Annotated in this window: 19 protein-coding genes; 11 read left to right on the top strand and 8 right to left on the bottom strand. The window is 58.8% G+C overall.

The features are described from left to right. Positions 1 to 228: 228 nt before the first annotated feature. From B0G52_RS27925 to B0G52_RS27910, 4 genes are read left to right on the top strand one after another with little or no spacing between them, the layout of a single operon-like run. Positions 229 to 2568, top strand: a complete 2340-nt coding sequence (locus B0G52_RS27925; protein WP_094049474.1) for an AraC family transcriptional regulator — start codon at positions 229 to 231, stop codon at positions 2566 to 2568. Positions 2569 to 2589: 21 nt separating this feature from the next. Next, positions 2590 to 3492, top strand: coding sequence for an ABC transporter permease (locus B0G52_RS27920; protein WP_094049471.1), 903 nt, complete (start codon positions 2590 to 2592; stop codon positions 3490 to 3492). Continuing rightward, positions 3483 to 4364 (top strand): carbohydrate ABC transporter permease, encoded by an 882-nt coding sequence (locus B0G52_RS27915; RefSeq protein WP_094049469.1) that lies wholly within the window; start codon positions 3483 to 3485, stop codon positions 4362 to 4364. The genes B0G52_RS27920 and B0G52_RS27915 overlap by 10 nt, the downstream gene beginning before the upstream one ends. 31 nt (positions 4365 to 4395) lie before the next feature. Further along, positions 4396 to 5919, top strand: coding sequence for an extracellular solute-binding protein (locus B0G52_RS27910; RefSeq protein ID WP_233163135.1), 1524 nt, complete (start codon positions 4396 to 4398; stop codon positions 5917 to 5919). 218 nt (positions 5920 to 6137) lie between these two features. Here B0G52_RS27910 and B0G52_RS27905 read toward each other — a convergent pair whose 3' ends face one another. Further along, on the bottom strand, positions 6138 to 7409 hold the full coding sequence (locus B0G52_RS27905; protein WP_094049467.1) for a TolB family protein: 1272 nt from the start codon (positions 7407 to 7409) through the stop codon (positions 6138 to 6140). Between the two features lie 130 nt (positions 7410 to 7539). Between B0G52_RS27905 and B0G52_RS27900 the strand changes: the two genes are divergently transcribed. Together B0G52_RS27900 and B0G52_RS27895 are read left to right on the top strand one after the other, a co-directional pair. Continuing rightward, positions 7540 to 8394 (top strand): helix-turn-helix transcriptional regulator, encoded by an 855-nt coding sequence (locus B0G52_RS27900; protein ID WP_158223905.1) that lies wholly within the window; start codon positions 7540 to 7542, stop codon positions 8392 to 8394. 131 nt (positions 8395 to 8525) lie between these two features. Continuing rightward, positions 8526 to 9329 (top strand): nicotianamine synthase family protein, encoded by an 804-nt coding sequence (locus tag B0G52_RS27895; RefSeq protein WP_094049463.1) that lies wholly within the window; start codon positions 8526 to 8528, stop codon positions 9327 to 9329. On the opposite strand, the gene B0G52_RS27890 is transcribed toward B0G52_RS27895, so the two are convergent. The 4 genes from B0G52_RS27890 to B0G52_RS27875 are packed head-to-tail and all read right to left on the bottom strand — an operon-like array spanning position 9287 to position 13192. Next, positions 9287 to 10036 (bottom strand): alpha/beta hydrolase, encoded by a 750-nt coding sequence (locus B0G52_RS27890; protein ID WP_094049461.1) that lies wholly within the window; start codon positions 10034 to 10036, stop codon positions 9287 to 9289. The genes B0G52_RS27895 and B0G52_RS27890 overlap by 43 nt on opposite strands. A gap of 14 nt (positions 10037 to 10050) precedes the next feature. Further along, the gene (locus B0G52_RS27885) at positions 10051 to 12057 is read right to left on the bottom strand and encodes a helix-turn-helix domain-containing protein (protein WP_094049459.1); all 2007 of its coding nucleotides are present in this window, start codon (positions 12055 to 12057) and stop codon (positions 10051 to 10053) included. 13 nt (positions 12058 to 12070) lie between these two features. Further along, the gene (locus B0G52_RS27880) at positions 12071 to 12589 is read right to left on the bottom strand and encodes a nitroreductase family protein (protein WP_094049457.1); all 519 of its coding nucleotides are present in this window, start codon (positions 12587 to 12589) and stop codon (positions 12071 to 12073) included. A 27-nt stretch (positions 12590 to 12616) separates the two neighbouring features. Beyond that, positions 12617 to 13192 carry a nitroreductase family protein gene (locus tag B0G52_RS27875; RefSeq protein ID WP_158223904.1) on the bottom strand — a complete coding sequence of 192 codons (576 nt, stop codon included), beginning with the start codon at positions 13190 to 13192 and terminating at the stop codon, positions 12617 to 12619. 202 nt (positions 13193 to 13394) lie between these two features. Here B0G52_RS27875 and B0G52_RS27870 point away from each other — a divergent pair, with 202 nt between their 5' ends. The 3 genes from B0G52_RS27870 to B0G52_RS27860 all read left to right on the top strand — a co-directional run bounded on the left by B0G52_RS27870 (position 13395) and on the right by B0G52_RS27860 (position 15698). Continuing rightward, complete coding sequence (locus B0G52_RS27870) at positions 13395 to 14282, top strand: SMP-30/gluconolactonase/LRE family protein (RefSeq protein WP_233163133.1); 888 nt, start codon at positions 13395 to 13397, stop codon at positions 14280 to 14282. Positions 14283 to 14397: 115 nt separating this feature from the next. After that, complete coding sequence (locus tag B0G52_RS27865) at positions 14398 to 15009, top strand: Uma2 family endonuclease (protein WP_158223903.1); 612 nt, start codon at positions 14398 to 14400, stop codon at positions 15007 to 15009. 59 nt (positions 15010 to 15068) lie between these two features. Next, positions 15069 to 15698 (top strand): carbohydrate-binding family 9-like protein, encoded by a 630-nt coding sequence (locus B0G52_RS27860; protein ID WP_094049451.1) that lies wholly within the window; start codon positions 15069 to 15071, stop codon positions 15696 to 15698. A 48-nt stretch (positions 15699 to 15746) separates the two neighbouring features. On the opposite strand, the gene B0G52_RS27855 is transcribed toward B0G52_RS27860, so the two are convergent. Next, positions 15747 to 16691 (bottom strand): helix-turn-helix transcriptional regulator, encoded by a 945-nt coding sequence (locus B0G52_RS27855; protein WP_094049449.1) that lies wholly within the window; start codon positions 16689 to 16691, stop codon positions 15747 to 15749. A gap of 138 nt (positions 16692 to 16829) precedes the next feature. Between B0G52_RS27855 and B0G52_RS27850 the strand changes: the two genes are divergently transcribed. Then, positions 16830 to 19307, top strand: a complete 2478-nt coding sequence (locus tag B0G52_RS27850; RefSeq protein ID WP_094049447.1) for a glycoside hydrolase family 38 N-terminal domain-containing protein — start codon at positions 16830 to 16832, stop codon at positions 19305 to 19307. A 122-nt stretch (positions 19308 to 19429) separates the two neighbouring features. On the opposite strand, the gene B0G52_RS27845 is transcribed toward B0G52_RS27850, so the two are convergent. Beyond that, positions 19430 to 20290, bottom strand: coding sequence for an AraC family transcriptional regulator (locus tag B0G52_RS27845; RefSeq protein WP_158223902.1), 861 nt, complete (start codon positions 20288 to 20290; stop codon positions 19430 to 19432). 120 nt (positions 20291 to 20410) lie between these two features. On the opposite strand from B0G52_RS27845, the gene B0G52_RS27840 reads away from it, so the two are divergent. Further along, positions 20411 to 22687, top strand: coding sequence for an alpha-L-rhamnosidase (locus B0G52_RS27840; protein ID WP_094049443.1), 2277 nt, complete (start codon positions 20411 to 20413; stop codon positions 22685 to 22687). A gap of 138 nt (positions 22688 to 22825) precedes the next feature. Here the strand turns inward: B0G52_RS27840 and B0G52_RS27835 are convergent, their stop codons facing one another. Next, positions 22826 to 23860, bottom strand: a complete 1035-nt coding sequence (locus B0G52_RS27835) for an ABC transporter substrate-binding protein (RefSeq protein ID WP_094049441.1) — start codon at positions 23858 to 23860, stop codon at positions 22826 to 22828. Between the last annotated feature and the right edge of the window lie 106 nt (positions 23861 to 23966).

Raw genomic sequence — 23966 nt, 5'->3', positions numbered from 1 at the left:
CATAGAAGCGCTTAAGAAACGGAGCTTCCGTCCTTAAGCGCTTTTTGCCGTTTCCTTCACCGCTTATAATGAAGCAATAGCCGGACCGCCTGCCTCGGAGAAAGTCCAACGAACGCGAAGAAAAATGTGCAATCCGTAAACAGAACCTTAATAAAAATGTCCAATTGTCTGCAATAGCCCGCACTTCTATAGTGTGAGGTAAGCAGACGGAGGAAGGGATACGAAGCGATGAAGGTCGTCAAAACTCAAAGCAAGATCAGCTTCTTCCACAAAAGCTTAATCATTACGCTGCTCATCTCAAGCATTCCGTTAATTCTGCTGGCCATCCTTACTTATTACAATGGCACTCGCGAAATCGAACGAGAGGTTGGCAGAACGCAGAGGCTTCAGTATGAGCAAGTATCGGAAAGGGTGGATGCGGAGCTCACTCAATTGAAAATGACGGTGAACCAATGGGCGTACAATCCGCTCATGATGGAGCTGCAAAATCACTCCATCGGCCAGGACGTCCGGTATACGCTGGACTTGTTTAATCAACTGGTCGTCATGAAGCAATCCGATCCGTTAATCCAGCAAGTCTCGCTGCTGCTCAGAGAAGGCGGCGGGCTCCTGATCGACGGGGAGAACGGCAGCCGTTCGCTTGCCGCGGAGCTTTACAGGGAGCGCTATCTTCCGCTGCTGGAACAGCAGCAGATCATCTTCTGGACGGACCGTCTTGCGTTGTCGGAAGCGAGCGGGGACAGCTTGAGCGTATCGCTCGTGCAGAAGGTGCCCGTACTGAGCGATCCTTCGTACGGAGCCATTCTCGTGGAACTGAACAAGCGCGAGATCGCTTCGCTGCTCGAACAGCTCAGCCCGCCCGGTCAAGGAGTCGCGTTCCTTCACGAGGAGAGTCAAGGTTATCTGGTCGCCAACGCCGCGGAACGGACTGCCGGGAGAATGGAGCTGGAGGGTTCGATTCTCAAGGCGGTTCGCGATCGCAACGACGATACCGGTTCCTTCTCCTACGCTTCCGATCAAGAGGTTTACGTAGTGACGTACGGGCATCTGAAGAGCACGGGGTGGCTGTACGTATGCGCCACGCCGCTGTCCCATCTGATCAAGCCGGTGGAGCGGGTGTTCAAGCTGCCGCTTATCGCGGGACTGCTCGGGCTTGCGATCGCTTTCGTCCTGTCGTGGTTCGCTTCCAAGCAGCTGTACCGGCCGCTTCTCCACTTAACGAAGCTGTTCGGTCACGACCAGCCTGCGGCGGAGTCTTCCAGAAGGAACGAAGTGCATTTCATCGAGTCCAGGTGGAACTATCTGCTGCGGGAGAGGACGGATATGAAATTCAAGCTGGAGAAGGCGTTGCCCGCCCTGCGGGACGGGTTTGTGCTGCAACTGGTGCAGGGGCACCTCAATGCGCTGCCGGATTATCGAATCCGCGAGCAGTTCGAGCAATTCGGTCTGCTGTTCGGCAACGCTCGTTATTCGATGCTGCTGATCGAGCTGTATGGATTTGCCGATCGCTACAGCAATCCTGCGAGAGGCGACGATCGGCTGATCACGTTCGCGGCGGCCAATATCGTGGAGGAGATGCTGCGGCAGCGGCAGCCCGACGATGCGACGTCCGCATCGGTGATCAACTTTCAGGATTTGACCATCGGCGTGCTGTTCTCCTATGCGCACGACTGCGCGAACGAACGGATCAAAGCCGCGATGTCCGAATTCGGGCACGCTTTGATCGAACCTTTGCAAACCTATTTGAAGCTGCAAGGAATCGCGGGAATCAGCCGGGTGACCGCGTCGGTCAAGCATCTGTCCATTATTTTGGAGGATACTCGTCAGGCAATGAGACACCGGAATCTCGAAGCCGACGATTCCATTATCGACGCGGAGCAAACGATGCCGCTCGGAGAAGGCGAACCGGGTCAGGTCTATCCTTTCCTGGAAGGGAACATGCTCGTCCAGGCGCTGCAATCGGGAGCGGAGGAGCAAGCATTTCAACATGTGCATGCGTTCGTGGAAGCGCTGCGGGCGAAGTCGTCCAACGAATTCGCCATCCAGCAGGGCATGCTGCAGCTGCTTGGCAATGTCCAGTTTACGATGACCCAGATGGGCTGCAATCCGCAGCAACTGTATCAAGGCGTCAATCTGTACGAGCAATTGTTGCAAATTCGCGAGCCTTCGGCGATGCTGGCGTGGTTTAACGCGGCGGTGCTGACGCCGTTCATGGTCGAGATGCAGTCGCTCCGGGATTTGAAGATCAAACAGGTCGTGGAGAAAGTCGTCGCGTTGATGCAAGAGAGCTACATGCAGGACTTGTCGCTGGAGTACTGCGCGGACCGGTTCGGCACCTACCCGCAGAAGCTGAGCGCAAGCTTTCGGCAGATCGTCGGCATCAATTTCATCGATTATTTGACCCGCTTGCGGCTGAACAAATCCAAGGAGCTGCTGATCGGCACACAGTTGAAAATAAGCGACATTGCCGCCCAAGTCGGTTACCAGCCCGCTTATTACAACCGGACGTTCAAGAAGCATGAAGGAATGACGCCTGGCCAGTACCGAGAGCTTCATACACCGGAGTAACGGCTTAGGAGGAAAGAGGCAATGAAGGTTGTGACCGGCATACGCAAGGATTTATTTCTGTATGCGCTTATTTTACCGGGATTTCTGTACTTTCTGTTATTCAAATACGTGCCGATGTGGGGAATCGTCATTTCCTTCCAGGAGTATTCACCGTATTTGGGGTTTTGGCAGAGCCCATGGGTCGGGTTCGAGCATTTCGCCACCTTGTTCAACAACCCGGATTTCCTGATCATCTTCCGCAATACGATGGTGATCAGCATGATGAACATCGTGTTTTATTTTCCGATGCCGATCCTTGTCGCCCTTATGCTTAACGAATTGCGCCTGAAGAGGTTCCAGCGGGTGATCCAGTCGGTGATCTATTTGCCCCATTTTCTGTCGTGGGTCATTATTTCCGGCATCACCTTCCTGCTGCTGTCCCAGAGCGGGGGCATCGTCAACAAGCTGCTCGTCGAATTCGGACGGGAGCCGTACAATTTTCTGACCAATCCGGGCATCTTCTGGCAGCTGCTTACCGCGCAGAGCATCTGGAAGGAGACCGGCTGGGGAACGATTATCTTCCTGGCCGCGATGGCGGGCATCGATCCCCAGCTTCACGAGGCGGCGAGAATCGACGGAGCCGGACGAATCCGGCAGATCTGGCACGTCACGCTTCCCGGCATCCGTAACGTGATCGTCACGCTCCTGATCCTGCGCCTCGGCAACATTATGGACGTCGGCTTCGAGCAGGTGTTTCTGATGATGAACAGCGCGGTCACCGACGTCGCGGACGTATTCGAAACCTATGTGTACCGCAATGGGATTCAGCAAGGACAATTCAGCTACAGCACGGCGGTCGGCCTGTTCAAGTCCGTGATCGGCCTGCTGATGGTGATCGGGGCCAACAAGCTGGCCAAGCGGTACGGGGAGGAGGGATTGTACTAGTGAAAGAAAGCAAACTGTTTGACGTCGTCAACGTTACTCTGCTCGCTCTGATCGGGCTGGCGACGCTGTTTCCGCTGTATTACGTATTCGTCGTTTCTTTTACCGATCCCTCCGAATATATCGCGAAGCAAGGGTTCGTGCTGTTTCCGGAGAAGTGGTCCATCCTGTCTTATAAGTATATTCTGTCCACGGATTCCTACCTCCGCGCAACCGGGGTCAGCGCGTTCCTGGCGACCATAGGCACCGTTCTTAGCTTGATGGTAACGGCTTCGCTGGCTTACGGACTGTCGCGCAAAAGGTTGAAAATCCGCAAGCCGCTTATGCTGATGGTGCTGTTCACGATGCTGTTCAGTCCCGGCATCATTCCGCATTACATTCTTGTCCGGGATCTGCATTTGATCAACAACCTGTGGTCGCTGATCCTGCCCGCGCTCAGCAGCGGATGGTACGTTTTCCTGATGAAAAGCTTCTTCGACAGCATTCCGCCCGCGCTGGAGGAAGCCGCGATGGTGGACGGGTACAACGATGTCGGCATTTTCTTCCGCATTATACTGCCTCTGTCTTTGCCCGCCATGGCGGCGTTCGGACTTTTCTACGCCGTGGGCTACTGGAACACCTATTTTAACGCGGTTCTGTACATCAACGATCCGACGAAATGGCCGCTGCAAATTTTGCTGCAAAACATTCTGATCGAATCTTCCACCTCATCGCAGGGATCGGGGGCCGCGGAGCTGATGAACGAACGGCAATTGCCGGCGCAGACGCTGAAAATGGCGGCGGTCGTCGTCGCGACGACGCCCATTCTGCTGGTCTACCCGATGCTTCAGAAGCATTTTGCCAAAGGCGTTATGCTTGGCTCGATCAAAGGTTAGTACGGATAACAAACAGGGAGGGTTTATTTTCATGAACAAGCGCACGATTCGACGATTGAGAACGATGCTGGCAGGGGGGCTGGCCCTGACTTTGCTTGCCGGCTGCGGCTCCAACTCCGCTTCCCCGACCGGATCGGCCGGTCAGACTTCCGCGGGAGCGGACGAGAAGCCGGTGGAGATCAGCATCATTACGGAATTCAATACGCCGGAGGCTCCGGGACCGGACAATCCGGTGCTGCTGGAGTTCGAGAAGAAAACCGGCACGAAGCTGAGTATTTTGTGGACGTCCCCCAACAGCTATGGAGACAAGATCAATCTTGTGCTCGCTTCCGGGGACATGCCCGATCTGGTTAAAGTGCTGGACTTCAACAACTCGCTGATGCGTCAGATGATCAAGCAGGGCGCTTTCTGGGATCTGACTCCTTATCTGAAAGATTACCCCCATCTGATGGAATATCCCGAATCCACTTGGGAGAAAACGAAGATCGACGGCAAAAACTACGTGATCCCGTCCGTTCGTCCGTCTCATGGCGGGCCATGGCTTCCGATCGTGCGCCAGGACTGGCTGGAGAAGCTGAACTTGGAGGTGCCGCGCACGCTGGACGACCTGTTCGAGGTCATGAAGGCTTTCGCGGAGCAGGACCCCGACGGCAACGGCGCGGCCGATACGATTCCGCTGCTGCCCCGCAACGACCTGGGCTGGGCGGAAGGCGTGCTGAACCGCAGCAACGGGAAGTGGAAGGAAGCCGACGGCAAGCTGATCGATACGACGTTCGAACCCGGAACGCGCGAGGGGATCGAGTGGCTTCGCAAAGTATACGCAGCCGGTTACATGCCGGCCGATTACCCGATCATGAAGGAAACGCAGTCCGAGGATCTGGCGAAAACCGGCAAAGTCGGCATTTATCCGAATACGATCGAAGCGATCTGGCGGGTGCAGGCGGAATTGATCAAGACCGATCCGGAAGCCAACTTCCTGCCGCTCAGCTATCTGGAATCCGCGGCAGGCACCTATGCGCCTTCCTCTCCCGGCTTCAGCGGCGTGTTCCTCGTTCCGAAGTCCGTGCCGGAAGACAAGCTCAAGAAGATTCTGGAGCTGATGGATTACGGGGCGTCGGAGGAAGGCTTCGCGCTGGCTTGCTTCGGGATCGAGGGCGTCCATTACACGGTCGGCGAGGACGGCTTCAAGAACGCGACCGAGCAGGCGTTCAAGGACAGCGTCTCGCAGAGCTCCTTCGGCAAAATTTTCGAGCGCTCCGATCCTTATTTGTGGGCTTATCGCACGGGCATGCCGAAGGAAGTGTTCGAGCGCAACAAGACGATCGTGGACGAGAGAACGCAGCATTCGGTCGACGATCCGAGCGTGGGCCTGATCTCCGAAACGTGGCTTAAGATCGGACCGGACTATACGAAAAAAATGAACGATCTCAAAACGAAAATCATTATGGGCCAAGAGCCGATCGAGGCGTGGGACCGTTACGTGGACAGTCTGAAGGCCGATGCCGACTATCAGAAGGTGATTGAGGAGATAAACGCCGCTTACTCGGCTAAATAAGGTTAAATGGTGGCCGTCTCCTAAGTCAGATCAGCTGAGATTATCGATATATCTCCTGGAGAGCGAAGCGCCTGCCTCATACGATCCTGAAATCACCCCTTTACGGGTTTTCAATTCCTATTTCAGGATCGTATAAGCAGCGTAAGGAGATATATGCCCCGGTTTCTATATCAACGATAATCACAACGGTTTGAAAGACTTAAGAGACGGCCTTCCGCTTATTGCAGCAGAGGTCCGAAGTCGGCCAGGAAGACGCGGCGCGTGCCGTCGACGTAGCCGTTGAACACGACGTGGCGACCGTCGGGCGCCCACGCGGGATGCGGATCGACCCGCAGCGCCGGGGATACGAGCGTGCCCGGATTGGCGACCGGGATGCGCACCGCGATTTGCTCCGTTCGGCGTTCCAGGTCGATCCACCGGAGCGGCACGGTGCCGTCCTCGTAAGCGACCTTTTCTTTCTCGTAGGCATCGGTCAGAATATGCCTGCCGTTCGGATGAACGGTAGGGTGGCCTGAGCCGGGGAAGACGTCCGTAATTTTAGCCAGCCCGCTTCCGTCCTCGTTCACCTGCGTCAGGTACAACCGCTTGTCCCCGTCCAGGCACAGGTTCATGGAGAGTCTGCGTCCGTCGGGAAACCAGTTGATATGGTGCCCGCCCTTATCCCATTGTTCCGGTCCTACGGCGACGGAAATATCGCTGCCGTCCGACTTCATCGTGACGACCCAAAATTTCAGCGCATGCTTGTGCAGCATGTTCCACGGCTGATCTTCATCGGTACGGAACCAGCGCATCGTAAAAATAATCCGGTCCCCCTGCGGATTGAATTTGCAATGGAATCCGTAGCACTCCCCGTCCGCGTACCGTTCCCAATCAATAGCCGGTTTGGCCCGCTCGACGATCTGCCGCAGCGATACGAGCAAGGTGCGAGCTCCCGTCGCGACGTCCGTCGCGTAGAGGCCGTCATCATCCGGGAATCCGGAATTGCGCGGGACGAATTCGTCCGGCACGACGACGCCGTAGCCGAATTGCGTGCGGCGCATTCGTTTCATACAGGCGGAAATAACGGTTCGGCCGTCCGGCGATATTTTGTAAATGCCGCCTTCCAGCCGCCGGGTTCGCCCGGTCTGCGGGTCGAGCTCGATGCATACCGGCTCCCAGGTTTCCGTATCCACATCGTTATAATACAACGCCGAATCGGTCAGCCCCCAATTAAGGTTGGCGCCAAGCTGCGATTCCCAGCCGCGCGTATGCGCCGCGACGCGTTCTTCGCCCTCATGCAGGTCGATCAGGACGACCTCCGCGGTCTCCCCCGGCTCCGGAAGTTTATCCTCCCGCGGCATCCGCAGGACGGCGACATAGCGGCCGGAAGGACTGACAGCCGACGTGTCGAAGAAACGATGGAAGCTGCCCTTGCCGTCGGGGGTCAGGCACCATACGGGAACAAGCGGATCGAAAGCGGTATAGCGCGGAAAACGGCTGCTGATGATCAAGGGATATCTCCTCCTTAGTCGTTGTGCTGCCCTCTATTGTAGTTCGGCGCGCGAATGCCGGTTTATCGGAAAAAGTCTTGTATTTGTCGCGTCGATACTTAAAAATGCGATTAGGAGGAGGAGGCATGGCATGAGACGTCACGGGGTGCATATTCATTGGGCCGCCCGCTTCGATTACAAGCCGGGCGCTCGTCTGGAGCTTCATCGACACAACTTCTATCAGATCATCTATTTCGTCGACGGAGCGGGAAGCTTCTTGCTGGGCGATCGAAGCTATGCGATCGCTCCCGGACTGCTCTTCCTGATCGCGCCCGGCGTCATGCACGGCTTGACGCCAGGAGGCGTCCGGGCGATCAAGACGCTCGATCTGAAATTCCGGCTCTACGACAACGATCTGGAGCAGGCAGCGGGGGCATGCCCCTCGCCGTGCCGGGACGAGGAGGGGGAATCCAGGTCGCTGCTGGAGCGTATACGCGCGGAAGGGGCCCGCAAGGAAAAGCATTACGACTCGATAGCCGCGCTGATGCTCGGGCAGCTTCTGTACGGGTTGGCAAGGCAGCGAACGGCTGCCCAACAGCCGTCGGCAGGGCAGACGGAGCGTCCGATCAAGCAGCCGGCGGCACCGACATACGAACCCCTCGACGCGGCGCAGAGATTGGAGCAATACTTGCGAAGCCATTATGCGGAAGAAATCACTCTGGGCGATGCCGCCGCGGCGATCGGCTATAACAAGAGCTATGCGGGACGGGCGTTTCGGAGCGGTTACGGCGTTACGTTCACGCAATATTTGCGCAGGGTGCGCATAGAGAAAGCGCGGGAAATGATCGCCGGCACTTCGGCGAGCTTGAAGACGATCGCCTGGCAGGTAGGGTTCAAAACGATCTATCACTTCACCCGCGTATTCAAGGAACTGGAACGGATGACGCCCGCCGAGTGGAGAGAAAGGGAGCGCTCGGAAATCCGCAAGGACATTTATTTCGACTGAAGACGCGGGTAAACCGGAATTCCGCAAGATCAGACATGATCCGCTTGTCCCCGTTCATATACTTCCTGTGTTTGGCATTGCCGGAGACGGAGGGATAGGCGATTAAGAGCGATGGGAGCTTTGCCCGGATCTTGGGCGCCTTGGCGGACGAGCTGGACGGGTTGATGGAGGCCGTGCTCGAGCGGAATGAGCGTTGGCCGCGGCTTGGCGGGCAGCTGGATCGGCTGTGCGAGTTCATCCTGGACGAGGGCAACGGGAGATGCTGGAGGCGCTGTGCGAACGACGCGGTGACGAGAATGGCGGCGGAGAGGCTGAGGGAGGCTTCGGCCCGTTCTCTGGGCTTGGTGGAGAAGATGAGGGCCAGGCAAGTCTATGCGCGCGAACGGGACGCCGACCTGTATACCGCGCTGCTGTCCGCGTCGGCGCGGGAGGAGTGGGAGCGGGTTCGGGGACGGCGGGGCGCCAAGGTGATGTTTATCGGCGCAGGGGCTTTTCCGGTATCGGCGATTACGATCGCAAGAGAAACGTCGGCGGAAGTGCTGTGCGTCGATATCGACGAGGAGGCCGTTCGTCATGGAACGGAGCTTGCGCGGTACTTGGGCATGAAGCAAACGTTCCGTTATACGGACGGCCATCTGAGCGAGCCCGAATTCGCAAGCGCGGCTACGCATGTGTTCATCGCTTCCTTGGTGCCGGAGAAGCTGGACATTTTGCGGGAGCTGCGCCCCCGCGTTCGATCCGATTGCCGGATCGTCGTCCGGTACGGCAACGGTCTCAAGTCGCTGTTTAACTACCCGCTCGATCCCGGAGCGCTGACGGACTGGCGGACGGCGGTTCCGGGCAGAACGGGGGGGATCTACGACACGTTGGTGCTGGAGCCGAGGGCGACAGCCTACGAGTGGCAGAACAGCCACTTCATCGCATCGGGTACATAGAGAACGCCTTTGGAGAAAGAATGCGCATCGCTCTCGTAGACGGTCATCGAGGCGGTGCTCCTGGTGAAGCCGGTCTGCAGCAGACGCTCGTAGATCGTTCCGTGGTTCGGCACCATCCACTGCTGCCCGGTCGTCCGGCCGGCCCCTTCGGCGTGGCCGACATTCATGTAGAGCCGCTGACCGGCATTGCGGATCTCCAGCTCCCGCACCCATTCCGTAAAGCCGGGATACCAGAACGAGCCCGAGAAGCTGCCGATTCGTCCGAACACGCTCGGATAGAGCAGCGCCGTATAGACGGAGATCAAGCCTCCGAGCGAAAAGCCCATGATGCCCGTATGCGGGGCATCGGTCAGCGTGCGGTATCGGCCGTCCACGTAAGGCTTGAGCGTATGGGCGAGATACGACGCGTACTGCGCCGCCTTGGCGCCGAACAGCTTACCCGGTTCGAAGATGTTGGGAGTCGCGAAGGGCGTATATTCGTCGTTCCGGTCGAAGGGAACGATCCCGACGAAGATGATGCCGGGAAGCTCGCCCCGGGCGGTCAATTGCTTAATCGCCCGGAGCGTGCCGCTCTGCCCGGGATCGATCAAGTCCCCGCCGTCCTGCGCGTAGACGACCGGGTAACGCTTCTCGCCATCGTCGTAATCGTCCGGCAAATACACGATCAGCTCGCGGTCCAGCAGCTTGTCCGTGATGATTGATTGCATCCGCGATAAGCCCCCTATCGAATAAGAGCTTGCGAGATTCGATCGACTGCATATCTCACCGCAAGCGGTCCTCCCGCGTTCGCGGAAATGTCCATCGTGAACACTTGGCCCTTCTTCACGGCGCTCAGCGAATTCCACACCTTGCTCTTGCTCAGCTCCGCCAGCCGCTCTTCGACTCCGTCCAAATAATCGACGACAAAAATAATGTCCGGATCGAGCATCGTTACCCCTTCCATGGACACGGCGTCGTCCTCCAGCTTGAAGGCGCCGGGCGACTTCATGCCGAGCCCTTCCGGATCGTACACGTATTCGATCGAGCTGTCGTCCAGCACGTAGAACGTATCGCCGTTGCCGGTCGGCCACAGGAATGTGACGGACTGATCCTTGTAAGGAGCCAGCTTGGCCCGGGTTTCGTTCATGAGCCCGGTCAGCTCGGCGATATAGTCCTCCGCTTCCTGCTCCTTGCCGAGCAGCTTGGCGTATTCCCGCAGTCTTTCCTTCCAGTTCAAATCCTCGATGCTGAACATGACGACGGGCGCGATCTTGTTCAGATCCGCGTACACGTCGTTATGCGTGCCGGCAAAAGCCAGAATGAGGTCGGGCTCCAGCTCCGTCATCATCTCCAAGTTCGGCGTCACGACTTGTCCGATGTCCGCCACTTGGGCGGTTTGCGCATACGGCTTCAGCGTCTCGAACGCGTTCAAGATCCGGTCGGCCAGCGCGGAGGCGATCGGCGGCATGTCGAGCGCGAACAGGTATTCCATCATGCTGAAATGAGAGACGATAATCCGCTTCGGCTGCGCTTCGAGCTTCACGTTGTTGCCGGCGGCGTCGGTATACGTTCTAGGCCATGACGGCTGCTGCGTCTGCGAAGCCGTCTCGGAGGAAGCCGCCGTGCCGGTCGCCGCCTCAGTCTGCAAGGAGGCAGGCGAGGGGGCGGGTCCGCCGTGGTTGCCGGCCGTTCCGGAGCATGCGCTCAGCAGCAGGGCGATTCCCAGTACGAGCATAGCCAGCTTGTTTTTTTTCTCGAAATGAAACATGTTGTAGTCCTCTCCCTTGTTCGAACGATCAAAATGAAAATGATTTTCATTATCATCAGCATTGTATCGTCCGGAAACTTCCGGAACAAGGGAGGATATGATCCGTTTCGTATGACGATCTGAGCCCGCATGCCCGGCGGAGCGGCCGGCTCTGTATTGCCCTGGCGTCATGCCGGTATATTTCTTGAACGTTTTGTTGAAATAGGAGATGTCGTTGTACCCTACGCCTTCCGCAATGTCCTGCAGGGCGGCGTCGGTGCGCAGCAGCAGCTCCTTGGCCTTGTCCATGCGCACCTCGATGAGATAGCCGATCGGGCTGATGCCCATTCTCAGCTTGAACTGCTTGATCAAGTACGGCACGCTGTAATTGAGCGCCGCGGCCATACGCTCCAGCGTGATGGGCTCGGCGTAATGCAGGCGGATGTAGCGGACGGCCTGTCCGACCAGATCGGAAGGCAGCGGCGACGGGGAGCGGGGCTGCTCGTCCATCTGCTCGAGAAGATCGCATACCCAGCGGTAAAACAGCGTTTTGGCGCGCAGCGGTTTTAAGCCGTCGGCGCCCCTGCCTGTCCAGATCTCGTACAATCGATCCAACTGATCCAGCAAGGAGACGGGGCGGGAAGGAACGAAGGAATAAGGAGCCAGCAGCCACGGATTGCGATCCGTCAGCAGCGTCATCTCCGGACGGTGCTGACGGGGATATTGGATCGCGTAATGAACGGCGTAGTACTCGAATCCCTCTTCCCGAACCGCGATATGGAGAGTAAAGCCCTTGCTCCCGTGAAGCGCGGCGCATCCGTCGACGCTGAAGAACGCGTCGTTAAGCCGGATCTGCGCGCTTCCGCGAAAGCTGTACAGAAACAGATGGGAGGGCAGGGTGTAGGGAGGCGGGCTCTCTCCCGGCCGGAGTCTGTGAAGACGGACGTCGAGCACCTTGACGAAAGCTTGATTCCATAGGGCAAGCAGCTCATCCAGTATCATCGCTCGGCCTCGCTTACCAGATTTCGAGCCTGTCGTCCAGGCCGGCGACGGCCGGTTTCTCGGGAAGCGAATCGAAGAAGCCGAGCCCGAGGATGCCGGCAATCCGCTCGTCGCTCCGAACGCCGGAGAGCGCCAGCAGCTCCTCGCAGGCGGAATAATCGGCCAGCTCCCAAGCCATTCCGAGCCCTTGGGCCCAGCCGAGCAATTGAATGTTCTGAATCAGGCAGCAGACGGCTCCGAAGTCGTCGCTGTCGATGCGCTCGTCCGGATTGACCGGAGACGTGACGATCAAGACGACCGGCGCTTGCGTCAGTGTGTCGACGAGGCGGGGGTGCTTGCTGGCGTCGACGGAATCGGTCAGCTTGATTTTCGCCGCGCCTTCCGCATAAATAAACCGCCATGGTTCCCGCAGCTTGTGATTGGGCGCCCAGACGGCGTCTTCCAGAATGGACAGAATAACCTCCCGGGAGACGGGACGGTCGGAGAACCGACGCACCTCCCGCGCTTCCCGGAAGAGAGAAAGAATACTCATATCAGACAGCCTCCGTTCATCATGAAATTACAAATAAGTCAGCTTCTTCTCCGCGGGCGTGCGCGGCTTCGTCTTCGGGACTTTCTCGCAGTACCCCAAATACAGGATGGTGACTATGCGCTCGTCTTCCTGCACGCCGACGCCGAGCTTAAAGGAAGGTTTATGCATGAAAGATTCCGTATTCCACACCGCTCCGATGCCGCGTTCCCAAGCGAGCAGAGTCAGGCTCTGCAGCACGGCGCTGACCGTCGCGCGCTCCCGCTCCTTCTCCCCCCGGTCCTTCGCGATCGCGATCAGAAAGGCGGGGATTTGCGCGATGCGATCGGCCATCAACTGGTTGAGCTTGTTCGGCAGCCACTTGTACAGCCCTTGTTCGGAGTAGGCGTCCATGACGATGGAAGCCGCTTTGGCTTTGCCATCCGGACTGGCAAGCAGAAGAAAGCGATGGGAAGGCTCTTGATCCGTCGATAGAACCGAGGCCTCCGCCGCTTGCAGCAGCTCGACGATCAGTTCAGGGGACAAGTCCCGCTTGGCGAAACTGCGAATCGATCTTCTCTTCCGAATCAGCTGGGACAGGGCCGACTTCTGTTGGGTGGCAGACATGGATAGGATCCATCCTTTCGGTTTTCTGTTTTTATCATATCGCAAATGATAATCATTATCAATTAGTATCGAGATTGAACAAAAGATTGGATTCGAGGCTGTGAACGAGGCCGGCATCAAGGAACGGGCGTCAAGGGTTGCGCTTTCATCGGAGCGCGCTGTACGATGGTACGTAGATTGGAAGATTGGGAGGATGAGTCGAATGACGAAACGGGCGGAAGCGATCAACGCGGAAAAGTCGGTGCTCGGAGAAGGGCCGTTGTGGCTCCCGGAGAGCGGACGGCTCGTATGGGTGGACATCGAGGGCATGAAAATACGGATGTGGAATCCGAAGACGGGCGAGGAAGAGTCTGTATCGGTAGGACAGCGGATCGGCGCGGTCGTGCGGGCGACGGACGGACGAATGGTATGCGCTTTGCAGAACGGATTTCATTTCCTGGACGCGGAGACAGGCGAATTGGAGCCGATCGCCGACCCCGAGGCGCATTTGCCGGGCAACCGCTTTAACGACGGCAAGTGCGATCCGGCCGGCCGGTTCTGGGCGGGCACGATGCCGATAGCTGACGGGGCTCCGACCGGCGCGCTGTACCGGCTGGACGGCGACGGAAGCGCGCATAAGATGGCGGAGGAGATCGGCTGCTCCAACGGCCTCGGCTGGAGTCTCGACGGCAGCACGATGTACTACATCGATACGAGCACGAGACGGATCGACAAGTTCGACTTCGACGCCGGGAGCGGCGGCATCTCCAATCGCCGGACCGTTGCCGTTATCCCCGCCGATCAGGGATACCCCGACGGCATGACCGTTGATGCCGAAGGCAAGCTGTGGGTCGCGCATTGGGACGGACATGCCGTCAGCCGCTTCGATCCCGATACCGGCGAATGCCTGGAGCGCGTCGAGCTGCCCGTATCCCGGGTCACCTCCTGCTGCTTCGGCGGCGACGATCTGGACGAACTGTACATTACTTCCGCGAGCGTTGGGCTGAGCGAGGAACAGCTCCGCAGAGAGCCGCTGGCAGGAAGCCTGTTCGTGTATAAGCCGGGCGTGAAGGGGCTGCCCGCCGCCGAGTTCAAAGTGCAAGGGACATAGGCTCGCAGAGGATGACGTCGTTCGACAGAAGAGCGTGCGATCGGCTGCAATTTCGTTGCTTAAAAATTCCATTAATAGTAAAATGAGAATAAAAAGCAGAGGAGGCGTCGATAAAATGTCGGACAAGCGCAAGGATGACGAGTCCAAGAAACGGGAACCTGTTGTGAAAGAACAGACAGAGAATTACGCGTATGACGGGGACGACCTGGACTTTTTCGGAATGGAGGAGGAGCGCTACGAGATTATCGAAGGCGTCCGCTACGATATGCAGGCGGCGCCGACGATTCATCATCAGCAAATTTCCGGAGCGCTCCATATTATGCTCCATCAAACCTGTCACCCGAACGGGACCATTCTCTATTCCCCTGTTGACGTCTATTTGGACGAGGACAATCAGTTTCAGCCCGATCTGGTGTACATTTTGCATGAAAATGCTGCTATTATCAAGGAGAAACGGATCGAAGGCGTTCCGGATCTGGCCGTTGAAATTTTGTCGCCCTCGACGAGTCATAACGACAAGGTGAGGAAAAAACGCCAATTCGAACGCTTCGGACTGAAGGAATACTGGATCGTCGATCCGGTTCACCTGACTCTGGATCAGTTTATTCTAAACGGGGACGGCAAGCTGAATTTAGTAGAAACGTACGTTGCCCCGAACAGGGTAACTTCCCCTTTGTTTTCTTGCATCGATATCGATATGAAGCGCGTGTTCGCAGGCCTGCATTGAGGCAAAGCGCCGAGAGAATGGAGCGGGCGCAATAGAATAGGAAAACAACGGAGGCCATTATGTCGAAGCTTGGAGAAATTCCGACTTATCAATGCCAATATGTGAATGACGCGGACGGAGTATGGGACGGCATCCCCTCGGTCGGTCTGGTGGACGTCGTCACCGGCGGCGACGTTCGCGAGGAGACGCGGGTTAAAGCTTGCTGGGACGACCGTTTCCTGTACATGAGGTTCGAGTGCGTGGACACGTACGTCGTCTCGCAGTATACGAACCGCAAAGATCCGCTGTGGGAGCAGGACGTCGTGGAGATGTTCATCGACGAAGAAGGCAAGTGCAGGCGGTATATGGAACTGGTCGTCAGTCCGAACGGCGTGCTCTGCGATCTGATGATCGATCATGACAACGAGAACGAACCCGATCGCTTTAAGATCGGCTCGGAATGGGAAGTGCAAGGCTTCGAGCGGACGATCGAGGCCGACGGGGACCGGCGCACGTACACGTTTAAGCTGCCTTTCTCCAATTTCTCGCAAGCCCCCGAAGCCGGGACGCAGTGGAGAATCAACTTTTTCCGCATCGACGACGAGCCGGACGGCACCCGCCATTTTCAGGCATGGTCGCCTACGGGAGCGATCAACTACCATATCTCAGAGAGATTCGGCAAGCTGGTGTTCTCCGGGCGCTGCCGTTAACGAAGGTACGGCTTCAGTCGGCCGGGAAACCTGCCGGACAAGGTCCGGCTAGCCGTCCGCAGAGCCTGCCCCGGCCAGCCGGTTTGGCGAATCTCCAAGTCCGTGCTGCTTCCGGTAGGAGGCAGGGCTGACGCCGAACCTTTTTTTGAACGCTTTGCTAAAGTAATAGAGATCGGGGAAGCCGGCAATTTCGGCGACCTCCTTAATCAGCGGAGGAGAAGGCTCGCGCAGCAGCGCAGCTGCCTTCTCCAGACGGAGCCGGTTCATCCTCTCGATCAGGGTGATGCCGGTTCTTTGCCTGTATACCCTGCACAGATGGCCGTAGCTCATATGCAGCGAAGCGGCCAGATCGGCGACGTTAAATCGCTTGCCTCGAAAATCCTCCAAATACACCTCGATTTTTTTGATCAGCTGATCCTTCGGTCCTTCCGGCTCCTCCTGTCCGTGCCGTTCCGATTGAGCGATCGAGGCGATCGTCTCCAGCAGCCTCAGCAAAATGAGCTGAAGGGATAAAGGAGATCTGCCGGTTAACGCTTCTTCGATAAAATGCAGCAAAATTTCCCTAACCCCGTAACGGTCCGTGTATCCGCCCGGCTTCCAATGGCTTAAACGATTCAATTCGTCGTACCATGACTCCCCGGCTCCGCCTCCGTTTTCGGGACCATCCGCGCGTCGGATTCGCCAGCGAAGGCAGATGCCCTCGTGCGGATTGCCCTTCGTATAGGTGTGAGAATGGACGAGTCCCGGCGGAATGAGGAAGAAGTCCCCTTCGTTGATCGTGACGAGCCGATCGCGGAAGCGGGTCTGCATCCGTCCGCTCAGTACATAGTTGAATTCGAACCAGGTATGGGAGTGGGGCGGGCATTTGCTGGCGTTGCCGATTTGTTCGAAAATGATATCGATCCAGTCGATAACCGTATCATTAACCTGGATTTCCCGGCATAGCTTCGTGAAAATCGCAGGAAGATCCTGCTTCCAGCGCTGAATGTCCATGTCCGCCCCTCCCGGTTTCAACTGCTCTTCTGCTATCTTATCACAATAGAACAACTATTGATGCGAATAGTCAATTTACCGCACGGCGCCGCCGAGGGACAATGGGGAGGAAGGACGACAAGAACCGGAGGGATCATTTTGAAAAAACTTCACCTGATCAGCAACGCGCATTTGGACCCGGTATGGCAGTGGGAGTGGGAGGAAGGCGCGTCGGCAGCCGTATCGACCTTCCGCGCGGCGGCGGATTTCTGCGAGGAGTTCGACGGGTATGTGTTCAATCATAACGAAGTGATTCTCTACCAATGGGTGGAAGAGTACGAGCCGGCGCTGTTCGCGAGAATCCAGAGGCTGGTTCGGGAAGGAAAATGGCACATCATGGGCGGCTGGTATTTGCAGCCGGACTGCAACATGCCCTCGGGGGAGTCGTTCGTGCGCCAGATGCTGCTCGGCAAAACGTACTTCCGCGACAAGTTCGGCGTCGAGCCGACGACGGCGATCAACTTCGATTCGTTCGGCCATACGCGGGGACTTGTGCAGATTATGCGGCAGGCGGGGTACGACTCTTATATTTTCATGCGCCCCGACGGCTTCGACAAGGCTCCCGCCCAGGAGTTCGCCTGGAAGGGTTTTAACGGCAGCGAAATTATCGCGCACCGCATCTCGGGCGGCTACAATACGCTGCTTGGGGAGGCGCATCTCAAGATAGACAAGCTTCGCGGGGAAATTCCGGACGGCTCGATGACGATGGTGCTGTGGGGCGTCGGCAATCACGGAGGCGGCCCCTCCCGCGCCGATCTGAGGAAAATCCGCGAGATGATGGACGAAGCTTCCGGATCGGGCTGCGAGATCGTGCATTCCACTCCTGAAGCGTACTTCCGGGAAGTCCGGGGTACGAAGGAATTTCCGGCCTACGAAGGGGACCTGAATCCCCGGTTCGTCGGCTGCTATACGTCGATGATCCGTATCAAGCAGAAGCACCGGCAGTTGGAGAACGAGCTGTATATGACGGAGAAAATGCTGTCCGCCGCCGCGCAGCAGACCGGGCTGGCTTATCCGGCGGACGATCTGCGCGAGGCGGCGAAAGATCTGATGACGGCGCAGTTCCACGACATCCTGCCGGGCACTTCCATACAGCCCGCCGAGGAGGCCGCACTGCGTCTGCTCGACCATGGGCTGGAGATCGTCGCACGGTTGAAGGCGAGGGCGTTTTTCGCGCTGGCCGCCGGGCAGCCCAAGGCCGAATCGAAGGAATATCCGGTGCTCGTCTACAATCCGCATCCTTTCCCGGTTCGGGGCGTCTTCGAATGCGAGTTCATGCTGGAGGACCAGAACTGGAAGGACGAGTTCTCGATGCCGGTCGCTTACCAGGGCGGCGCGCGCATCCCGAGCCAGCCGGAGAAAGAGCTCAGCAACCTGACGCTTGACTGGCGCAAGCGGGTCGTCTTCGAAGCCGAGCTCGCGCCCTCCTCGATGAACCGCTTCGATTGCCGGATCGAGATGCTGGAGCGCAAGCCGGAACCGGAGCTTCAAGCGACGGACGGAGTCTATCGCTTCTCGAACGGAGAGCTGTCCGTTGTCGTCAACGCGGAGACGGGCCTGATCGACGAATATGCCGTCGGCGGCGAGTCGTTCCTGCTGCCCGGAGCTTTCCGGCCGGTCGTCGTGCAGGATAACGAGGATCCCTGGCGGATGGATACGAATGCGTTCTCCCCGGACATCGGCGCCTTCTCGCTTATGTCGCCGGGAGCGGGAACCGACTTTTCGGGCGTGAAGGGGCGGCTGGTTCCTTCCGTGAGGGTCGTCGAGGACGGAGAAGTCCGTACAGTCATCGAAGCGGTGCTCTCCTACGGAGCGTCCGCGATCGTTCTGACCTACAGGCTGCCCAAGCGGGGGACGGAGATCGAAGTGCGCGTGCGTGCGTTCTGGAATGAAAAGGACAAAATGCTGAAGCTGTCGATCCCGACCGCGCTGCGGGACGGCTCGTTCGTCGGGCAGACGGCGTTCGGGGCGCAGGAGCTGCCAAGCAACGGCGACGAGGCGGTCGCGCAGAAATGGGTGGCCGTACATTCGGAGAAGGACGGGTTAGCGGTGACGTGCATCAACGACGGCATCTACGGCTCGGATTGCCGCGAAGGCGAAATTCGCCTGTCGCTGCTCAGAAGCCCGGGTTACTGCGCCCATCCGATCGGCGATCGCCCGCTGATGCCGCAAGACCGCTTCTCCCCGCGCATCGATCAGGGAGAACGCCAATACGTTTTCTGGCTGAACGCGGGACCGCTCGCGGAGAGACGCGCCATAGTCGACCGCGAGGCGGACGTCCGCAACGAAAGGCCGTACGCGCTGTCCTTCTTCCCTTCCGGGGACGGGGAGAAGCCAGGCTCCTTCGTCCGGCTGGAGGAAGGGACGGTGCAGCTCAGCGCATTTAAGAAAGAGGAGCGGGGAGAAGGGTACATCCTGCGCCTGTTCGAGCCGACCGGTTCCCCGCAGTCGACGTACGTCTCGATTCCGTCGCTTGGCCTCCGCCATGAGGTCCGGCTGAACGGTTTCGAGATCCGCACGCTGCGGCTGGAAGCCGGGACGGGGACGCTGGAGGACGCGAAGCTGTGCGAGCTTTGAGCCGAAGCGGCCGAACGGCGGCCAACGCCGCACGGCGCTGCTGAACCGTCCGCCTCGTCTCGGAGCCCCTTGCTCGTCCGAACCGGGGGAGCCGCCGAGAACCGCCTGACCGGGCAGCCGCGTCAGCCGCCGTCCTCTTGGTTCCGATACTCGAGGGGCGTTCTTCCCGTCTTTTTGCGGAACAGCTCGTGGAAGAACTTCAGATCGCGATACCCCGACCGGGCGGCTATCTCCTTGACGGGGAGCGCCGTCCGGCGCAGCAGCTCGCAGCTTTTGCGGATTCGCAGGTTCTGCATGTACTCCGTGAACGACTGCCCCGTCGTCCGCTTCAGCATGCGCTGCATGTAGCTTGGACTTACCGGGAGCAGGGCGGCGGCCTCCGGCAGCGTAAGCGGACGCTCGCAGTTGCGTTCGAGATATTCGAGCGCGGCGGCCAGCCGCGAGCTTGCCGGAGCGGAGGGGCGCCCGGCCGGCTCCAGACGGTGCAGGCACACAAGAAGCTCGGTCAAGCGTGCATAGAGAACGGCCTCGTAGCCGGGCAATTGCGATTGATACTCCCGGTACAGAGCTTCCATGCACGCTTTCCCCTCGTTATAAGAATCCTTGAACCGGCGGTAAGGGCGGTCGTCTCCGGACAGCAGCTCCAGCGCCGGACCCGGCAGCGGGTATGCCAGCGCCAGCTTCCGCGGAACGGACGGATCGAACAGGCAGTTGTACACGATCAGCTCGTCCTTCGGCGCTTCCGATGCGGGGCGGTAGACGTGGCGCGTGCCGATCGGAATGATGAAGAAGTCCCCTTTTTCCACGTAAAGCCGCTCGTCCCCGATGTAATGAAATCCTTTTCCCTCCGCAACGTACTGAACTTCCACGAAATCGTGAATATGGATCGGCAGAGAAAATCGTTCCCGCTCCCTTGTGACGGCGATCGGAAAGTCCGGCGTCCAATACAGCTTGCCTTCCAGCGTGAACGGCGATGAGGCCATGTCCCCTGCTCCCTTGCGAATAGGATGTATTTGCCCTATTGATATCATATTAACCCCCCTATAGGCAACGAAAAAAAGCATGGTATGCTGGAAAAAAAGCCAGCGGGGAGGACGGTTGGGATGACGGGACACGAGAGGGAGAGGCGCAAGCATCGGCAGGAGCTTAAGACGGCATGGGAAGCGGATTGGATCTGGCGGTCGCGGCGCGTCCGCGTCAACGATTTCGCTTATTTCCGCAAGGAGTTCCGCGTGCGCGGCCCGCTGAAGCAGGCCATCCTGTTCTATTCGGCGCACAATGCGGCCAAGGTGTACGTGAACGGGGCGAGGCTCGGCGGGTACGTGTCCCCGGCACCGACGAATCCGGAGAAGCGCAAAGCGTACTTGGCCTACGACGTTGCGGAGCTGCTGAAGGACGGTCCGAACTGCTTGACGGCGGACGCTCACTACCTGGGCGGCGGAGGGCAAAATTATTACGACGGACTGCCGGGGTTCAGGCTTCAGCTCCATCTCGTCTACGCGGACGGCGCGGAGCAGATCGTGAGGACGAACTCGTCCTGGCAGGCGCTGGCGAGCATGCCCCACGAGGCGGGCACGCCCTATCAGCAAAACCGCAGGGTATCGGCGATCGAGGCCTACGACGCGCGGAAGCTGGACCCGCAGTGGCGCTATCCGGGGTGGCGGAAGGAAGGCGCGGTGAGGGCGAAGCCGGCGCGGATCGGGCGCGACGATTGGCCGATGGAGGCGCAGCGCATACCCGAGGGCGCGATCGCGGAAGAGATCGCGTGCGTCAAGCTGCCGCGGCCGGCGGGAGGCGAGGCCGAGTTCGCGCAGGTGTTCGACGCGGGCGCCGTCGTGTCGGGCTGGCCGAAGCTTGCGCTGAAGGGAATTGCAGGCGCGACCGTCCGGCTGCGCTATTCGGAGAAGCTGGACGAGAACGGACGGGTTAACCATAACGTCGCGAACGAGCATTCCGACAACTATTATGACGAATATACGATGCGCGGGGACGAACTGGAGACGTGGCAGCCGGATTTCTCGTACAAGGCGTTCCGCTACGTGGAAGTGACCGGGTATCCGCGCGAGATCGCCGAAGGGGAGATCGCCGTCTGCTGGGCGTATACGGAGATGGCGCAGATCGGCGAATTCTCATGCTCGGCCGCGCATCTGAACGAGCTGTACGCCGCCTGCATCCGCACGCAGAAGAACAATACGCTCGGCCAGACCGTCGACTGCCCGCACCGGGAGCAGGCGCAGTATACGGCGGACACCGACTTGCAGGCGGAGGCGCTGCTGTACAATTTCGTGGGCGTCGACGTGTTGGAGAAGACGTTGGCCGATTTCGCCGACGCGCAGCTTCCCGACGGCACGTTCCCGTTCGTGGCGCCGATCAATTACGGGCATCCGGACTTCCATCTGCAAATCCCGGAGTGGGATCTGCACTACGCCACGCTGATGTGGAAAGTGTACGAAGCGTCGGGAGACGTCGGCGTACTGGAGAGATTTTACGGGACGGCCCGACGCATGGTCGATTACTTCGTCGGCATCCGGGATGCCGACACCGGGCTCGTGCCGCTGGACAAAGGCTGGCATATCAGCGATTGGCCGTACCCTTCGGTCGAGCATAAAGGACAGTTCCTGACGGTGCAGCAGATCAAGCTTGTTCTTGCGCTCAGGGCGGTCAGCCGGGCGGCCGGTTTGATCGGACGCGGGGAGGAGAGCGAGGCGTATGCGGCTCATGCTGACTTGCTGCGCGAGCGGATCGTCTCGCAGCTGTACGACGCGGAGAAGAAGCGTTTCCGCGACAGCTCGGAATTGTCCGCGACCCACCAGGGCGTGACCGCACTCGCATTGGCCGCGGGACTCGTGCCGGAGGAAGACCGGGAACGGGCAATCGCCTCCGTGGCGGAGCAGCGGTGGGAATGCCGGACGGTGCTGACGCTGCCGTTGCTGCGCATGCTGTTCGACAACGGCCGGGAGGCCGATGCGTTCGCGCTGCTCGACCGCAGGGAATACCCGGGCTGGGGATATATGATCGCCCAAGGATGGAATACGATGTGGGAAGGCTGGGAAGATCTCGAAAGCCACTCCCACGCCTGGAACGGCTATCCGGCGAGACTGCTGCAGGAATACGTCGTCGGCATCCAGTCGGAGGCGCCGGGCTTCGCCCGGACGATTATCCGCCCCTACTTGCCGGACAGCCTGACGTTCGCCGAAGGGAAGGTCTGGACGCCGCTCGGCCCGGTCTATGCGCGCTGGGAGCGCGAGGACGGCGGGGTGCGCGTACGAGCCGTCATCCCTTCGGGCATGGAAGCGCGGCTGACGCTGCGGCTGGCGGATGGACGGATCGCCGAGCGGGTTCTGAGCGAAGGGGATAACGACGTGCTGCTGAGAGGCTAACCTGTTGGAGGAGCTATCCTGATATAATGGAGCCGGCTATAGCAAAATTCCTGTCATGATGCCTTGAATGTACAAAGAACCTCTAAGAAGAGCTGTCTCTCCGGTCGTTTCCGACCTTGCGAGACAGCTCTTTGCGAATTATTGGACCGCTGCGATCATGGCGTCGACGATATAGTCGATCTGCTTGTTCAGCGAGTAGAAGTCGCTGTAGTAGCAGAAGCCGAACGGAATTTCGACCAGCCGTCCTTCCTTGACGGCGGGAATGCCGGTCCACAGCGGATTGCCGCTCAGATCGGCCATTCCTTCGTAGGAGGAACGGAACACGTAATCGCCGACGTAGTCCCCAAGCACCTCGAAGGAAAGCGATAGCGAGCCGGCTTCGTCGGGATTGGCCGAGTTTTTGTCGATCTGCTGCTGCACGAGCTCAGGCGCTTTCAAGCCGAGGTGACGGTAGATCGCCTGTGAACCTCTTCCGTAATCCAGACTGGACACGGCGTACATCACGTTTTTGTCTCCGCCCTCGACGATGGTGACGGTTTTGTCCAGCAGACCGGCGTCGGCCAGCTTCTGACGGCCGCTCTCCATCTTGCCCTTGAAATCCGCGAGCATCTGCGCGGCCTGCTCCTGCTTGCCCAGCACTTCGCCGAGCTCTGCGATCGTCGCCTCGGGAGATTGCCCGAACGTATCGATGAGGACGGTAGGCGCGATTTTGCGCAGCGCCTCGTAGGTTTCTTCGCTGGGCACCAAAATCAGGTCGGGATTAAGCGAGAGGATGACCTCCTGATTCGGTTTGAACCATTCTCCGAGCGTCGTTATCCCGTCGACCTGGTCCCAGAAGGCCGCGCCTTCGTACACGTCCGAGATCCCGACGGGGGAGATGCCGAAGGACAGCACGTCCCCGATCATATACAGCGCGACGATGCGTTCGGGACGGTTCGGCACCTCGACGTCTCCTTTGATCGTAGAGACAATGCGAGTGGCCGGTTCCTCCTGCGCGGGCTCCTCGGAGGGCTGTTCCGAGCTTGGAGGTTGTTCGGCTTGCTGTGCCGAAGCTGTCGGCTGAGCCGCAGCGGCGGGGGAGCTGGCGCCTTCGTTGTTGGCCCCGCACGCGCTTGCCAGCAGCAGAACAAGCAGCATGAGCGCGAGAGAAGCAAAATGTTTCCGGTGTGTCATCAATCGTTCCTGACTCCTTTCGTCCTTGTGCGAGTAGAGGTGCCGGAATCGGCCGGCCCCCTTTTCTGATAGTGATAATCATTATCATCACGTAATGTAGCACGAG

It is taken from the genome of Cohnella sp. SGD-V74 (genome assembly GCF_003001675.1).
Taxonomy (GTDB): domain Bacteria; phylum Bacillota; class Bacilli; order Paenibacillales; family Paenibacillaceae; genus Cohnella.
The sequence above is the reverse complement of the archived record's forward strand: the minus strand, read 5'-3'. Positions and strand labels throughout refer to the sequence as shown.